The following is a 14,771-nucleotide window of genomic DNA, read 5'->3' as shown; positions in this document are numbered from 1 at the left end:
CGGCGGGCCCGGCCCGCGTGCGCGGCCGGATCAGTCCTCGTCGGCGTTCCCGGCCTGGTCCTCCTGGTCCTGGTCCTCCTGGTCCTGGTCCTTGTCCTGGACCGCCTTCGCGGTCTTCGCGTCGACCGTCCAGTCCTGGACCGTGCCGTCCTTCGTCACCAGCTCGACGTCCCACGTCCGCGCGCCGTCGTCGTCCAGCTCCAGCGAGGTCACCGTGCCGCGGCCCGCGACGGCCCGGAGCGCCTCGGCGGCCGTGACCTCGGTGCCGCGGAGGGCGTCCCGCGCCTCCTCGGGGTCGGAGGCGGCGTCCGCCGCGTCGTCGCGGTCGTCGCCGGACTGCGCCACCGCGTGGTGCGGCTTGGACGGGGCCTCTTCGGCGGCGGCGAACGCCGCCGCGGTGCCGCCGGTGACCAGGGCCGCCGCGGTGACCGTCGCGATGATGAGGTTGCGCTTCATGGGAAGGGCCTCCAGGGAGGTTCGGTTCGTTCGGTACGCACCCACCCTGCGCCCCGGTGCCTGAACGCAGCCTGAAGCCGCCTGAAGGTCTCTTCAGGTTCCCTTTGGGACCCTGAACCCATGCGTCTGTTGATCGTGGAGGACGAGAAGCGGCTCGCCCTGTCCCTCGCCGCCGGGCTGCGCGCCGAAGGGTTCGCCGTGGACGTGGTCCACGACGGGCTCGAAGGGCTGCACCGGGCCGGGGACGGAGCGTACGACCTGGTGGTCCTCGACATCATGCTGCCCGGCATGAACGGTTACCGCGTCTGCGCGGCGCTGCGGGCCGCCGGCCACGACGTACCGATCCTGATGCTCACGGCCAAGGACGGCGAGTACGACGAGGCCGAGGGACTCGACACCGGAGCCGACGACTACCTCACCAAGCCGTTCTCGTACGTCGTCCTCGTCGCGCGCGTCAAGGCCCTGCTGCGGCGCCGCGGCCGCACCGCGTCCCCCGTGCTGCGGGCCGGGGCGCTCGCCGTCGACACGGCGAGTCGCCGCGTCCTGCGGGACGGCGCGGAGGTGGGCCTCACCGCGAAGGAGTTCTCCGTCCTGGAGCAGCTGGCCCTGCGGCCCGGCGAGGTCGTGTCGAAGGCGGAGATCCTGGAGCACGTCTGGGACTTCGCGTACGAGGGCGACCCGAACATCGTCGAGGTGTACGTGAGCGCGCTGCGGCGCAAGCTGGGGGCGGGGACCATCCGGACCGTGCGCGGCGCCGGGTACCGCCTGGAGGACCGGTGAGGCACCCGCTGCGCTCCGTCCGCGCCCGTACCGCCCTCGGCGCCACCCTCGTCGTGGCGGTCGCCCTCGTCGGCGCGGGTGTCGCGTTGCTCGCGGTCCTGCGTGCCAACCTCGTCGACCAGGCCGAGCTCCAGGCGACGGTCTCGGCCCGGTCGGTCGCCTCGCAGATCGCCGACGGCAGGCCGCCGGACCGGCTGGACCTGCCCGACGACACCGAGGAGCACCCGGTGCAGGTCGTGGACGAGGACGGCCGTGTCGTCGCCGTCGGGGACGACATCGATGCCATCTCCGGCACCGGCAGCCCGCGGACGAAGGCGGTCGCGCCGCGCGCCGGCGAGGACGACGGGAGGGAGCCGGGCACCGGGGAGGTCTCCGACGACGTCGCCTACTCGAAGGGCGACGTGACCGTCGACGGCGACACCGCCACGTACCGCTTCGCCGCCGTCAAGGCTTCCGGGCCGCGGAGCGGCGAGGTCACCGTGTACGCCGGCGCGCCGCTGGCCACCGAGACGGCCACGGTCTCCGGTGTGCGGGACGCCATGCTCGGCACGCTGCCGGTGCTGCTCGCGGTGGTCGCCGCCGTGACCTGGCTGGTCACCCGGCGGGCGCTGAAGCCCGTGGAGGGCATCCGCGGCGAGATGGCGGCGATCACGGCGTCGGAGGACCTCTCGCGCCGCGTGCCCGAGCCGGGCACCCACGACGAGGTGGCGCGGCTGGCCCGCACGACCAACGAGACGCTGGCGGCGCTGGAGGCGTCCGTCGAGCGGCAGCGGCGGTTCGTCGCGGACGCCTCGCACGAACTGCGCAGCCCCATCGCGAGTCTGCGCACCCAGCTGGAGGTCGGCGCGGCGCACCCCGGGCTGCTCGACCTCCCCGGCGCGGTCGCCGACACCGTGCGGCTCCAGCAACTGGCGGCGGACCTGCTGCTGCTGGCCCGTCTGGACGCGGGGGAGCGGCCGGGACGGACCCGCTTCGACCTGGCCGAGCTCGTGCGGCAGGAGGTGTCCCAGCGGGCGGAGGACCGCGTACCGGTCCGGGTCGGGGCCGAGCGGGCCGAGGTCGGCGGCTCACGCCCCCAGCTGGCGCGGGTCCTCGCGAACCTGCTCGACAACGCCCAGCGGCACGCGGCCACCCGGGTGACGGTCACCGTCCGTACCGCCGGACGGGACGTCGTCCTGACCGTCGAGGACGACGGGGCGGGCGTGCCGGAGGCCGAGCGGGAGCGGATCTTCGAGCGGTTCGTCCGGCTGGACGACGCCCGCAGCCGCGACGCGGGCGGCGCCGGCCTGGGCCTGGCGATCGCCCGTGACATCGCTGACCGCCACGGCGGCACCCTCGCGGCCCGCCGGTCCCCCTCCGGCGGCGCGCTGCTGGAACTGCGGGTGCCCCGGGACCCCGTGGACACCCCGCGGGGGGACGCCTGAAGGTCCGTCGTTCGGATCAGGCTGGGTCAGGGAACGGTGTCCGGACACCACGAGCCCAGCCGGATCCGAACGAGAGGCCCTGGCTAGGGCTTGCCGCGCAGGCCCCGCAGCTGTTCGGCGATGGGGTGCAGCGAGTCGTGCAGCTGGTGGAGTGCGTCCGGGTTCAGCAGGTCGATGAAGTGCTTGCGCACCGACTCGACGTGGTGCGGGGCGACCTTCCGCATGGTCTCCATGCCGTGGTCGGTGAGGACCGCGTACAGGCCGCGCCGGTCCGACTCGCAGTTCTCCCGGCGCACGAGCCCGGCGTTCTCCATCCGGGTGATCTGGTGGGAAAGGCGGCTCTTGGACTGAAGCGTCGCCGCCGCCAGGTCGCTCATCCGCATCCGCCGCTCGAGCGACTCCGAGAGGTTCACCAGGATCTCGTAGTCGTTGATGGTCAGTCCGAACGGCTGGAGGTCCTTCTCCAACTGGTACGTCAGCAGCCTGTTCACGTCCAGGTACGTGCGCCAGGCGCGCTGCTCGGCATCGGTCAGCCAGGGAATGGCCGTCTCGGTCTCCATGTATGGATTCTACCTAAGAAGTTGAATGCTGGACGAAATGAGGTCGGTGACGCCGGGCAGCCCCGGCCCCCCGTCCTCGACGACTGAGTACCCGCACTACAAGGGCGCAGACGTTCGAGGACGTCACACTCCGCAGACTACCGCTCACAGCCCGAAGCGACGCTGGAGGTCCCCCAGCTGACCGGGAAGGCGCGGTGCGGATCCGTGCTGACCGTGGCCGGATCCATGCGTTCCGCCCGGTACGCCCGGCTCGTGCGGCACCGCCCCGGTCGCCTGCTCGGGCATCAGCACCTCCGACGACTGGAGCAGCACCGTCCCCGCCCCCGCGAACTCGAACTGGTGCTCCTCGCCGGACGCGCCGCCGATGCCCGTCAGGTGCCGCAGCCCGCCCATCACGCCCGTCATGTAGCCGTGGTCGTAGTGGTGGCACGGCGACGGGCAGTCCGCCCAGCCCACCAGCGCCTGCGGATCCACCCGCAGCGGCGGTTCCATGAACACCACGGGACCGTTCGACGCGGCCACGAACTTCCCCGTGCCGATCAGGGTCAGGAACCCCGGCACGATCGACTGCTTCAGCGCGAGGGTGGGCTGGTACGCCAGCAGGTTCCCGGCCCGGATGGTCAGGTTCCCCTCGTCCAGGTCGAACGAGTTGACGTCGAAGGCGCGGTCCGCCAGCAGCATCTTGCCGCTGCCCTCCGCCACCACCCAGTCGCTCGCGTGCAGCGGGGAGTGGAAGCTCGTCCGGATGAGCCGCTCCAGGCGGCCGTGGCCGATGCCGTTGAAGTCGATCCGCCCGTAGTAGGCGATCATCTTCCCCTTCTGGAGGAACCACTGGGAGCCCTTCAGCTCCACGCAGAAGGTGTACGGATTGACGTTGTCGTCGCTCGGCAGCGTGCCGGGATCGAAAACGACGGGCGTGCTCACAGCTTCTCCTCCGACGCCTGGACGTACACCGCACCACTGCCGCTCAGCTCCAGCTGGAAGGCCTCGCCCGAGCCGCGCCCCACCATGTCGCGCCAGCCCAGCGCGGTGGAGAGCTTGTTGCGCACGTCGCCGTGGTGCGCGACGTACGCCTGCGGGTCGACGTGGACCGGCCGCCCCGGGGTGATCGGAAGCTCGATGACCCCGCCGTGCGCCATCACGGCGACCGCGCCGTGGCCCTTCAGGGTCGTGGTGAACAGCCCCTGGCCGGTGACCTGGCCGCGCACCATGCCCATGACGCCGCCCTGCGCGCCCAGGAACATCGTGCCCTGCTCCAGCGTTCCGTCGAAGGCCAGCAGCCGGTCCGCCTCCACGTACAGCGTGTCGCCGGACAGCTGGATCACCTGGATGTGGTGGCCGCCGTGCCCGAACATGACGGTGCCCCGGCCCTCGACCGTCATCAGCGGTGTCGCCTCGCCGGCCACCCGGCGCCCGATCATCGACATCAGGCCGCCCTGGCCGCCGGCGATGTTCGGCGTGAAAGTGACGTCGCCGCGGTACGCGAGCATCGCGCCCCGCTGGCTGAACATCTTCTGGCCGGGCGCGATCGCCGCCTCGACCATCTTCGCGTTGACCTCGCGGAACGGCATCAGACGTCCCCTCCGACGGTGTTGCGCTCGCTCGGCTGGACGTAGACCAGTCCGTCGCCCTCGAAGCGGATCTGGAACGCCTCGCCGCCGCCCTCGCCCAGAAACGTGCGGAACGTCACACCGGACTGGAAGCTCTGCCGGAGGTTGCCCTGGTGGGCGACGTACGCGCCGGGGTCCACCGACAGCGGGTACTGCGGTGACACCCGCAGCACCACGGCCGGGCCGTCCGACATGATCGCGGCCTGCCCGGAGCCCTCGACGGTCGTCGTGAACAGCCCGGTCCCGGTCGCCCCGCCGCGCAGACCGGTGAAGCTCGTGCCGGTGCGCAGCCCGCCGTCGGCGCACAGCAGGTTGCTGGCCTCCACGAAGAGCTTGTCGCCGCGCAGCGCGACCAGGTTGATCTCGCTCGCCCGGTCGGCGAAGTAGCAGGTCCCCTGCCCCTTCACCTCCATCATTTCCATCTGTTCGCCGGTGAGCCGCCGGGTGACCATCCCGCGCAGGCCCTCACCGCCGCCGGACATCTTCTTGAAGGCCATCTGGCCGTCGTACGCGACCATCGAGCCGTTCTTCGCTCTGACGGAGTCGCCGGTCATGTCGACGGCGAGCACTTTGCTGCCTTGGAGTCGGAACGTTGCCACGCGACGACGGTAACCGGTGCCCCCCGGCCGGGACAGAGCCACAGGGAGGATCCCCACCCTGGTAACGGACTGGCAAAGCCGCCTGTCACAATGGTCCGGACCCGCTTGTGCGGCGATTCACAAGATCGCCGTGCATCGCTCACGACGAAGGTGCCGCCTCGTGGACATCAAGACCGCCTCCTCCCTCCACCGCCTCCGCCTGGTCTCCGCGCCGGAGGCCGTCTCGTTCCTCCTGCTGCTGGTCTGCTCGGTGCTCAAGCGCACGACGGAGTTCAACGCGGTCCCGGTCATGGGTGCCGTCCACGGCGTGCTCTTCATCCTGTACGTGCTCTTCTGGCTGGACGCCTGGAACCGCACCAAGTGGGACGTGAGGACGGCCGCCGTCTACTTCCTCCTCTCCGTGGTGCCCTTCGGCGGCTTCTTCGCCGACCGCAGGCTCAAGCGCGCCGCCGACGACGCCGTCATCGCCTCCCGTGCCCGCCGCGAAGGCACGGTGAGCGCGTGATCGTCGCCTTCTCCGTCACTCCGCTCGGCGTCGGCGAGGACGTCGGCGAATACGTCGCAGACGCCGTGCGCGTCGTGCGCGAGTCCGGGCTCCCGAACCGCACGGACGCGATGTTCACCTCCGTCGAGGGCGAGTGGGACGAGGTCATGGACGTCGTCAGGCGCGCCGTCGCGGCCGTGGAGGCGCGGGCGCCGCGCGTCTCGCTCGTCCTCAAGGCGGACATCCGGCCGGGCGTCACGGACGGCCTGACCTCCAAGGTCGAGACGGTGGAGCGCCACCTGTCGGCCTGACCCGGGCCGGCCGGGTACCGAAAAGCGAGACGGGGCTGACCAGCATGTGACCACTCGGTAAGGTCGGTCCCGTGCCCAAGCCGCTCAGTCTCCCGTTCGACCCCATCGCCCGCGCCGACGAACTCTGGCAGCAGCGGTGGGGGCCCGTGCCCTCGATGGCGGCGATCACCTCGATCATGCGCGCCCACCAGATCCTGCTCGCCGAGGTCGATGCCGTGGTCAAGCCGTACGAGCTGACCTTCGCGCGGTACGAGGCGCTGGTGCTGCTCACCTTCTCCAAGGCGGGCGAACTGCCGATGTCCAAGATCGGCGAACGGCTGATGGTGCATCCCACCTCGGTGACCAACACCGTCGACCGCCTGGTGCGCTCCGGCCTGGTGGCCAAGCGCCCCAATCCCAACGACGGCCGCGGCACCCTCGCCTCCATCACCGACAAGGGCCGCGAGGTCGTCGAGGCCGCCACCCGCGATCTGATGGCGATGGACTTCGGGCTGGGCGTGTACGACGGCGAGGAGTGCGCGGAGATCTTCGCGATGCTGCGGCCGCTGCGGATCGCCGCGCACGACTTCGAGGAGAAGTAGGCCGCCCGGACCCGGGCGCGCCCCGGCACGCATCCGGCCCCGTGCCGGGGTCACCCGGGCGAAGATCGCCCGGAACGGGCGGTTACGCTCGATGCCATGAAGAGGAGCGTGCTGACCCGCTACCGGGTCATGGCCTATGTGACCGCCGTCATGCTGCTCGTGCTCTGCACGTGCATGGTTTTCAAATACGGGTTCGACACGGGCGAGGACGTGACCTTCATGGTCTCCCAGGCCCACGGCGTCCTCTACATCATCTACCTGATCTTCGCCTTCGACCTGGGCTCCAAGGCGAAGTGGCCCTTCGGCAAGCTGCTGTGGATCCTGCTCTCCGGCACGATCCCCTTCGCCGCCTTCTTCGTCGAGCGCACGGTCGTCCGCGACGTCGAGCCGCTGCTCGCCGGCGACGCCGCGGCCCAGCCCGCCAAGGCGTAACGCCCCCGACCGCCGCGCGCCACGCTGCGTACGGCGGTCAGCCATCGACATTTACTAGGACGTCCTAGTAAATTCGAAGGTATGGACGCTGACGCCATCGAGGAAGGCCGCCGACGCTGGCAGGCCCGCTACGACGCCGCCCGCAAGCGCGACGCCGACTTCACCACGCTCTCCGGCGACCCCGTTGAGCCCGTCTACGGGCCCCGCCCCGGCGACACCTACGACGGCTTCGAGCGGATCGGCTGGCCCGGTGAGTACCCCTTCACCCGCGGCCTGTACCCGACCGGCTACCGGGGCCGGACCTGGACCATCCGCCAGTTCGCCGGGTTCGGCAACGCCGAGCAGACCAACGAGCGCTACAAGATGATCCTCGGCAACGGCGGCGGCGGCCTGTCCGTCGCCTTCGACATGCCGACCCTCATGGGCCGCGACTCCGACGACCCCCGCTCGCTCGGCGAGGTCGGCCACTGCGGCGTCGCCATCGACTCCGCCGCCGACATGGAGATCCTCTTCAAGGACATCCCCCTCGGCGACGTCACGACGTCGATGACGATCAGCGGACCCGCCGTCCCCGTCTTCTGCATGTACCTCGTCGCCGCCGAACGCCAGGGCGTCGACCCGGGTGTGCTCAACGGCACCCTGCAGACGGACATCTTCAAGGAGTACATCGCCCAGAAGGAGTGGCTCTTCCAGCCCGAGCCCCATCTGCGCCTGATCGGCGACCTGATGGAGCACTGCGCGGCCGGCATCCCCGCGTACAAGCCGCTCTCCGTCTCCGGCTACCACATCCGCGAGGCCGGGGCGACGGCCGCGCAGGAGCTGGCGTACACGCTCGCCGACGGCTTCGGGTACGTGGAGCTGGGGCTGAGCCGCGGCCTGGACGTGGACGTCTTCGCGCCCGGCCTGTCCTTCTTCTTCGACGCGCACGTCGACTTCTTCGAGGAGATCGCCAAGTTCCGCGCCGCCCGCCGCATCTGGGCCCGCTGGATGAAGGAGGTCTACGGCGCGAGGACCGACAAGGCGCAGTGGCTGCGTTTCCACACCCAGACCGCCGGTGTCTCCCTCACCGCGCAGCAGCCGTACAACAACGTCGTCCGCACGGCGGTCGAGGCCCTCGCGGCGGTCCTCGGCGGCACCAACTCCCTGCACACCAACGCCCTGGACGAGACCCTCGCCCTGCCCAGCGAACAGGCCGCCGAGATCGCCCTGCGCACGCAGCAGGTGCTGATGGAGGAGACCGGCGTCGGCAACGTCGCCGACCCGCTGGGCGGCTCCTGGTACGTCGAGCAGCTCACCGACCGCATCGAGGCGGACGCCGAGAAGATCTTCGAGCAGATCAAGGAGCGCGGTCTGCGCGCGCACCCCGACGGGCAGCACCCCATCGGGCCGATCACCTCGGGCATCCTGCGCGGCATCGAGGACGGCTGGTTCACCGGTGAGATCGCCGAGTCCGCCTTCCGCTACCAGCAGTCGCTGGAGAAGGGCGACAAGAAGGTCGTCGGCGTCAACGTCCACACCGGCTCCGTCACCGGCGACCTGGAGATCCTGCGGGTCAGCCACGAGGTGGAGCGCGAGCAGGTGCGGCTGCTCGCCGACCGCCGGGCACGGCGTGACGACGCGCGGGTACGGGCTTCGCTGGACGCCATGCTGGACGCCGCCCGCAGCGGTGCCAACATGATCGAGCCCATGCTGGAGGCCGTCCGCGCGGAGGCCACGCTCGGCGAGATCTGCGACGCGCTGCGCGACGAGTGGGGCACCTACACCGAGCCGGCGGGCTTCTGACCGGGTGGGCCGGGTGCTCCCGCCTGCGCGGGAGCACCCGGCCCTCCGCCCGCGAAACTCCGTCGCGCCCGGGGCGCGGCCGTTGCATGCTGTGCGCATGCAGCTCACCATCCGGGACGCCACCCCCGGCGACTGGCCCGCCATCTGGCCCTTCTTCCGGGCGATCGTCGCCGCGGGGGACACGTTCACCTACCCCCTCGATCCGAGCGACGAGCAGGGCCGCGCCTGGTGGCTGCTTCCGGCCCCGAACCGTACGGTCGTCGCCGTCGAGGACGCCACGGGGACGGTCGTCGGCACGGCGAAGATGAACAACAACCAGGGCGGGAACGGCGCGCACATCGCCAGCGCCAGCTACATGGTCGACCCGGCCCACGGCGGGCGGGGCGTCGGGCGGGCCCTCGTCGAGGAGTCGCTGCGGTGGGCCCGGGCCGCGGGCTTCCGGGGCATGCAGTTCAACGCGGTCGTCGAGACCAACACGCACGCGGTGCGGCTCTACGAGTCTCTGGGCTTCGGCATCGTCGGCACGGTCCCGGAGGGCTTCCGTCACCCGGAGCGCGGGTACGTCGGCCTGCACATCATGCACCGGCCGCTGTAGGGCCTCAGGGCCTCAGGTCTGCGCGGCCGCGGCGAGGCCGCCCAGCAGCAGCGCGGTGAAGCGCTGCACCCACTGGGCGTCGACCGGTTCCGCGCTCACCAGTGCCCGGTGGACCACCGCACCCGCGATCACGTCGAAGATCAGGTCGTCGGTGCCCGCCATCGGGCCGGGTCCGGCGGGCAGCTCCCCGCGGGCCTGGGCGCGCCGGCGGCCCTCCTGGACGAGCCGCTTCTGCCGCTCCACGATCGAGGTGCGGATCCGTTCGCGCAGCGGCTCGTCACGGGTCGACTCGGCGATCACCGCCATGAGGGCCGTCTTGGTCTCGGGCCGTTCGAGGAGCGCGGCGAACTGGAGGACCACGCCTTCGATGTCCGCCATCAGGCTGCCGCGGTCGGGCAGCTGCAGCTCATCGAAGAGAACCGCGACAGCGTCCACCACCAGCTCGTTCTTGCCGGCCCAGCGCCGGTAGAGGGTCGTCTTGGCGACGCCGGCGCGGGTGGCGACGTCGCTCATCGTCAGCTTGGACCAGCCCAGCTCGACGAGCGCGGCGCGGGTGGCCTCCAGGATCGCGGTGTCGGCCGCGATGCTGCGGGGCCGTCCGGTACGGCTTCGAGGGCTGGTACGGCTGCACATGACGCCCGACCATACCGGCGAGTAGGTTGCCGCGCCCGCCGCCGTTCGTGTGATCGAGTTCACCGCGGGGGTCTCGCCGTACCCCACCTCCTGCCATTACGCTACGACCTGTAGCGAAAGGCCGCCCCGCGGCCCCAGCGACAACCACGCACTGGCGCCGAGGTGGGGACCTGGCGCCGATACGAAACGGGTGAAAACGGGCGCCCGGCTGCAATCCGGCCTCGCTCGGGCAGCGGCATGCGCCGTGACTTACCGGTTCTTACCGGTTACGACCGCGGAAGGGGGAGGATGTACCCATGCAGCCTAGGAACATGTCCATGAGCGGCGTCGTCGACCTCGCCGCGGTGAAGGCGGCCGGAGAGGCCAAGGCGAAGGCGGAGAAGGCGCGGGCCGAGGCCGCCCGGCACGGCGGCAGCGCGGCGGTGTCCCCGTCCGCGCTGGTGATCGACGTCGACGAGGCCGGCTTCGAGCGCGACGTCCTTCAGCGCTCGGCCGAGGTGCCGGTCGTCCTCGACTTCTGGGCCGAGTGGTGCGAGCCCTGCAAGCAGCTCGGTCCTCTGCTGGAGCGGCTGGCCGTCGAGTACAACGGCCGCTTCCTGCTGGCGAAGATCGACGTCGACGCCAATCAGATGCTGATGCAGCAGTTCGGGATCCAGGGCATCCCGGCCGTCTTCGCGGTGGTCGCCGGCCAGGCGCTGCCGCTCTTCCAGGGCGCGGCCCCGGAAGCCCAGATCCGGCAGACGCTGGACCAGCTGATCCAGGTCGGCGAGCAGCGCTTCGGTCTCACCGGCCTCACGGTCGACCCGGATGCCGAGGGCGCCGCGGCGCCGTCCGCCCCGGTCCGCCCGGCCGGCCCGTACGACGCGCTGCTGGAGGCGGCGGCGCAGGCGCTGGACGCCAACGACTTCGCCGGCGCCGTCCAGGCGTACAAGAACGTCCTGGTGGACGATCCGGCCAATGTCGAGGCCAAGCTGGGGCTCGCGCAGGCGGAGCTGCTGGGCCGGGTGCGGGACATGGACCCGCAGCAGGTCCGCAAGAACGCCGCGGACGACCCCGCCGACGTTCAGGCCCAGTTGGCCGCGGCCGACCTGGATCTGGTCGGCGGGCATGTGCAGGACGCGTTCGGGCGTCTCGTCGAGACGGTCCGGCGCACGGCGGGCGAGGACCGGGACACCGCGCGACTGCGGCTGCTGGAGCTGTTCGAGGTGATCGGCCCCGAGGATCCGCGCGTCCAGGCGGCCCGTTCGGCGCTGGCGAGAGTGCTCTTCTGACGCACCGTCCGGCCGGGCCGAAAGGCGCCGATCCGGCGACGGAGTGACAAATCGCGGCCGCGCTTTACCAAAACTTGGTAATCGCGGCCGCTGTTACTTCCAGTAAATCAACGCCCTCCTTATGTCCGCCTTTCGGCGGCGAAATCACCTTCTGTCGAACCGGGCGGTAGCACCCTGAGTGCCCGCCCGACGCCACCCCGTCGTGTCGCGGTTATCCAGCCGTTACTAGTGGGTAACGAACCCCCTTGTGCCCCGCCGCGGAATGGACCACGATCGGCCACGCTCGGTCCAATCCCGTACCAGTCCGGCGACCCGCCGGGCCACGGGCCTGGTCCCCACCGAGCCGGCCGGCGGCAGCACAGGCGCCGACCGTGGACAGGGGGGTTCCTGCTGACCGGCAGGGCCTGTCCGATCAGGTTGCGCGAAGGCGTGGCCAGTGGTTGTCGCTCGGGGGTGATCGCCGGTGTTCGGACGCGGCTCGCGCCTGATCCACGGGCGCTCTCCTTCCCGAGGACGTAGCACTTCTCCCATCCCAGGACGGGCCGACGGCCCTTTTGGAGATGTACGTCCGAGAAGGAGGAATCTATGAAGTCCCAGGTTCGCGGTGGGACCAGATGGAAGCGGTTCGCCGTTGTCATGGTGCCGAGCGTGGCCGCGACGGCCGCGATAGGCATCGGCATGGCGCAGGGCGCGCTCGCCGCGTCGTTCAGCATCTCCGGCCAGGAGTTCAAGGTTAAGGCCAAGGAACTCGAGGGCTACGACTTCGTCCAGTACGGCAGCGTGGCGCACGGCAAGAACCTCGAAGGCAAGGACTTCGCGGACCCGGTCGGTGTCTCGGGCTTCAGCGAGGCCTACATCACCGACATGTGCCAGTCGGTCGTCACGCCGAAGGTGCCCTTCCTCGGCAACGTCAGCCTGGAGCTGCGGGCCGGCACGCCGGGTCACGACCGCGTCTACGCCAAGGACATCTACCTGGATGTCTCGGAGCTCGACGCCGACGCCGAGTTCAGCAACATCGACATCGGTGTTGCCGCGGGCTCCCTGAAGAACCCGGGCATCCAGCCCGGTACGCAGGCGAACCCGTACGGCTTCTCGCAGCGTGCCAAGAAGGCCGTCCTGAAGAACGTCGAGCAGAAGGCGTGGGCCACCACGGCCGGCACCTTCAAGCTCAGCGGTCTGAGCCTGCGCCTGCACCAGGGCGTCAAGGAGTGCTTCTAGCACGGACCTGACGGGGCGGGGACCGCTCGACGGCCCCCGCCCCGCTCGGGCCACTTCACCACCTTTCACAGCAACACCGCTTCCAGGGAGCTGTTTTCCATGAGCGCCGAGTCCACTGGATCCCGCGGATTCACCTACTGGCGGCTTCGCTTCCGGGCCTGGCGTGGCAACCGGCCCTTCTGGGCGGGACTGTTCACTCTGCTGGGCAGCGTGCCGATCGCCTACCTCCCGTACGCCGACGTCCGGCTCGGCAACATCACGATCGCGATGGCGACCACGGCCGGCGCCGGATCGCTCATCATCGGCCTGCTGCTGGCGACACTCGGCCTGACGATGTGGTTCCACTCCATCGTCCGGGTCTTCGCCGGTGTGGCCGCCATCATCCTGGGGCTCGTGTCGCTGCCCATCTCCAACATCGGCGGCTTCCTCGTGGGGTTCCTCTTCTCCCTGATCGGCGGTGCGCTCTCCATCTCGTGGGCCCCCGGCGTCCCCCGGGACGAATCCGGCGAGGACGAGGGAGAGGGCGGGGCCGCGGTGTCCGAGGACGCCGCCGTCGTGCCCGGACAGCGGCCCGAGGGCGGGACGGACCTGCACGTGACCGAAGCGACGACCCAGGCCAACGGCGGGAGGAACAGTGCGGGGTGACGACACGCAGTCGGGGACGACTGGGGGCGATGGCACTCTGGCAAGAAGGGGGCCGCGTCACGCGGCCCCGAAGAAGTCGCTGCGAACCAGGATCCAGGCCCCCGCGGGCAAGGCGATAGCCCTGGCCGCGATGCCCACCGCAGTCCTCGTCGGCCTCGGCCTCACGCCCAAGCTGGCCCTCGCCGACGAGAAGGACATCCCCTTCGCGCCCGGTCCGTGCGTGACCCGGTCCGACGAGCCGCAGGAGACGGACGAGCAGGCGAAGCCGTCGCCGTCCGGCTCGGTCTCGCCCGAGCCGTCGGCGAGCGCCGGCGACCCGGCCGGCGGTGGTGACGGGCAGGACGCGCAGGACGGGCAGGGCGACGCCGACAAGCCGGCGCCGGGTGCCGGCCCGTCGGCGGACGACGCGGCGGAGGACACCGAGCCGGCCACCCAGCCGAAGACCGGTGCGACGGCCTCCCCGACCCCGACCCCGACCCCGACGCCGACCCCGACGCCGACCGAGTCCAAGAACCCGCTGGACCCACTGGGCATCGGCGACACGATCAAGGACATCTTCGACGGTCCGGACGACGAGCCGGCGGCGACCCCGTCGGCCGGCGCGCCCGCCCCCACCGAGCCCTCCACCACGCCGGCGCCCACCCCCTCGGACGGACAGCCGTCCACGCAGCCGGCCCCCGAGCCCTCGGCCGAGCCGCCGGCCGGATCCGTGGGCGAGGCGCCGGACCGGACGAAGGACGCCATCAAGGACGCCGCCGACAAGGCCGGCGCCACGGTGGAGGAGCTGCCGGAGGACGTCAAGGGACTCGACCCCAAGAAGGACGAGGACATCCCGGACGGCGCCAAGCCGCGCTTCCCCTGCCCGACGCCCGACCCGCAGGCCCTCGCCGACGCGAAGGCCGAGCCCGGCATCCCGCTGCTCCCGGACGATCCGTGGAAGCTGGAGAGCACGAGGCTCACCCTGCGCGGCCTGGACTACCACGGCATCGTCGAGGTGAAGACCGGCAGCGGCAAGGTGAAGAAGGTCCTGAAGTTCACCGCGAGCGAGGTCGACATCAAGGACCTGCACCAGCTCACGGTCCACTCCGAGGGCCGCACCGGCCATGTGAAGTCCCGGCCCGGTTCCACCTCCACCATCACCGGCGGCACCGTGACCATGTACACGGAGGAGCTGAAGGGCAACCTCTTCGGCCTCATCCCGATCACGTTCAGCCCCGAGACGCCGCCCCCGCTGAACGTCCCGTTCGCCTTCTTCACCGACGTGAAGGTCACGCAGGCCGGCCAGTTCGGCGGCACCCTGACCGTTCCGGGCCTGAAGAACTACATCGACGGCTGACCGCCGGATGCGCCGCGGGCCGCACCCCCTTCCCAGGGGTGCGGCCCGCGGCGT

18 protein-coding genes are annotated in these 14,771 nt (G+C 71.1%); 12 read left to right on the top strand and 6 right to left on the bottom strand.

The window, feature by feature from the left end; translation table 11 throughout:
• Positions 1-30: 30 nt before the first annotated feature.
• The gene (locus tag IH00_RS0115160) at positions 31-456 is read right to left on the bottom strand and encodes a PepSY domain-containing protein (RefSeq protein WP_052411393.1); all 426 of its coding nucleotides are present in this window, start codon (positions 454-456) and stop codon (positions 31-33) included.
• A 120-nt stretch (positions 457-576) separates the two neighbouring features.
• On the opposite strand from IH00_RS0115160, the gene IH00_RS0115155 reads away from it, so the two are divergent.
• Together IH00_RS0115155 and IH00_RS0115150 are read left to right on the top strand one after the other, a co-directional pair.
• Complete coding sequence (locus IH00_RS0115155; RefSeq protein WP_031073737.1) at positions 577-1,236, top strand: response regulator transcription factor; 660 nt, start codon at positions 577-579, stop codon at positions 1,234-1,236.
• Positions 1,237-1,244: 8 nt separating this feature from the next.
• A complete protein-coding gene (locus IH00_RS0115150; protein WP_031073735.1) occupies positions 1,245-2,660 on the top strand; it encodes a sensor histidine kinase in 1,416 nt (471 codons plus the stop codon).
• Between the two features lie 83 nt (positions 2,661-2,743).
• Here IH00_RS0115150 and IH00_RS0115145 read toward each other — a convergent pair whose 3' ends face one another.
• The 4 genes from IH00_RS0115145 to IH00_RS0115130 form a co-directional block, all read right to left on the bottom strand.
• Positions 2,744-3,220: a MarR family winged helix-turn-helix transcriptional regulator gene (locus tag IH00_RS0115145; RefSeq protein WP_031073733.1), complete on the bottom strand. Its 477-nt coding sequence runs from the start codon at positions 3,218-3,220 to the stop codon at positions 2,744-2,746.
• A gap of 144 nt (positions 3,221-3,364) precedes the next feature.
• Positions 3,365-4,144, bottom strand: a complete 780-nt coding sequence (locus tag IH00_RS0115140) for an AIM24 family protein (protein ID WP_031073731.1) — start codon at positions 4,142-4,144, stop codon at positions 3,365-3,367.
• The gene (locus IH00_RS0115135) at positions 4,141-4,791 is read right to left on the bottom strand and encodes an AIM24 family protein (RefSeq protein ID WP_031073730.1); all 651 of its coding nucleotides are present in this window, start codon (positions 4,789-4,791) and stop codon (positions 4,141-4,143) included. Before IH00_RS0115135 ends, IH00_RS0115140 begins: the two co-directional genes overlap by 4 nt.
• Positions 4,791-5,429, bottom strand: coding sequence for an AIM24 family protein (locus IH00_RS0115130; RefSeq protein WP_078887767.1), 639 nt, complete (start codon positions 5,427-5,429; stop codon positions 4,791-4,793). The genes IH00_RS0115135 and IH00_RS0115130 overlap by 1 nt, the downstream gene beginning before the upstream one ends.
• Positions 5,430-5,589: 160 nt before the next feature.
• On the opposite strand from IH00_RS0115130, the gene IH00_RS0115125 reads away from it, so the two are divergent.
• From IH00_RS0115125 to IH00_RS0115100, 6 genes are all read left to right on the top strand, one after another.
• Positions 5,590-5,934 carry a DUF3817 domain-containing protein gene (locus IH00_RS0115125; protein WP_031073726.1) on the top strand — a complete coding sequence of 115 codons (345 nt, stop codon included), beginning with the start codon at positions 5,590-5,592 and terminating at the stop codon, positions 5,932-5,934.
• Positions 5,931-6,224 carry an MTH1187 family thiamine-binding protein gene (locus IH00_RS0115120; RefSeq protein ID WP_031073724.1) on the top strand — a complete coding sequence of 98 codons (294 nt, stop codon included), beginning with the start codon at positions 5,931-5,933 and terminating at the stop codon, positions 6,222-6,224. Before IH00_RS0115125 ends, IH00_RS0115120 begins: the two co-directional genes overlap by 4 nt.
• Before the next feature lie 71 nt (positions 6,225-6,295).
• Positions 6,296-6,805 carry a MarR family winged helix-turn-helix transcriptional regulator gene (locus IH00_RS0115115; protein ID WP_031073722.1) on the top strand — a complete coding sequence of 170 codons (510 nt, stop codon included), beginning with the start codon at positions 6,296-6,298 and terminating at the stop codon, positions 6,803-6,805.
• A gap of 96 nt (positions 6,806-6,901) precedes the next feature.
• A complete protein-coding gene (locus tag IH00_RS0115110) occupies positions 6,902-7,237 on the top strand; it encodes a DUF3817 domain-containing protein (RefSeq protein WP_031073720.1) in 336 nt (111 codons plus the stop codon).
• A gap of 81 nt (positions 7,238-7,318) precedes the next feature.
• Positions 7,319-9,019 (top strand): coenzyme B12-dependent isobutyryl-CoA mutase large subunit, encoded by a 1,701-nt coding sequence (locus tag IH00_RS0115105; protein WP_031073718.1) that lies wholly within the window; start codon positions 7,319-7,321, stop codon positions 9,017-9,019.
• A gap of 97 nt (positions 9,020-9,116) precedes the next feature.
• Positions 9,117-9,614: a GNAT family N-acetyltransferase gene (locus IH00_RS0115100; protein WP_031073717.1), complete on the top strand. Its 498-nt coding sequence runs from the start codon at positions 9,117-9,119 to the stop codon at positions 9,612-9,614.
• 12 nt (positions 9,615-9,626) lie between these two features.
• On the opposite strand, the gene IH00_RS0115095 is transcribed toward IH00_RS0115100, so the two are convergent.
• Positions 9,627-10,247 (bottom strand): TetR/AcrR family transcriptional regulator, encoded by a 621-nt coding sequence (locus IH00_RS0115095; protein WP_031073716.1) that lies wholly within the window; start codon positions 10,245-10,247, stop codon positions 9,627-9,629.
• A 296-nt stretch (positions 10,248-10,543) separates the two neighbouring features.
• On the opposite strand from IH00_RS0115095, the gene IH00_RS0115090 reads away from it, so the two are divergent.
• The 4 genes from IH00_RS0115090 (at position 10,544) to IH00_RS0115075 (ending at position 14,717) form a co-directional block, all read left to right on the top strand.
• Entirely contained in the window at positions 10,544-11,518 is a 975-nt protein-coding gene (locus IH00_RS0115090; RefSeq protein WP_031073715.1) for a tetratricopeptide repeat protein, read from the top strand.
• Positions 11,519-12,103: 585 nt separating this feature from the next.
• Positions 12,104-12,736 carry a DUF6230 family protein gene (locus IH00_RS0115085; RefSeq protein ID WP_078887766.1) on the top strand — a complete coding sequence of 211 codons (633 nt, stop codon included), beginning with the start codon at positions 12,104-12,106 and terminating at the stop codon, positions 12,734-12,736.
• Between the two features lie 99 nt (positions 12,737-12,835).
• Positions 12,836-13,381, top strand: coding sequence for a DUF6114 domain-containing protein (locus IH00_RS0115080; protein WP_031073711.1), 546 nt, complete (start codon positions 12,836-12,838; stop codon positions 13,379-13,381).
• Positions 13,371-14,717 carry a hypothetical protein gene (locus IH00_RS0115075; protein WP_031073709.1) on the top strand — a complete coding sequence of 449 codons (1,347 nt, stop codon included), beginning with the start codon at positions 13,371-13,373 and terminating at the stop codon, positions 14,715-14,717. The genes IH00_RS0115080 and IH00_RS0115075 overlap by 11 nt, the downstream gene beginning before the upstream one ends.
• Positions 14,718-14,771: the final 54 nt, after the last annotated feature.

Origin of the sequence: Streptomyces sp. NRRL S-118, assembly GCF_000716335.1 — a bacterium.
Taxonomy (GTDB): Bacteria; Actinomycetota; Actinomycetes; order Streptomycetales; family Streptomycetaceae; genus Streptomyces.
The sequence above is the reverse complement of the archived record's forward strand: the minus strand, read 5'-3'. Positions and strand labels throughout refer to the sequence as shown.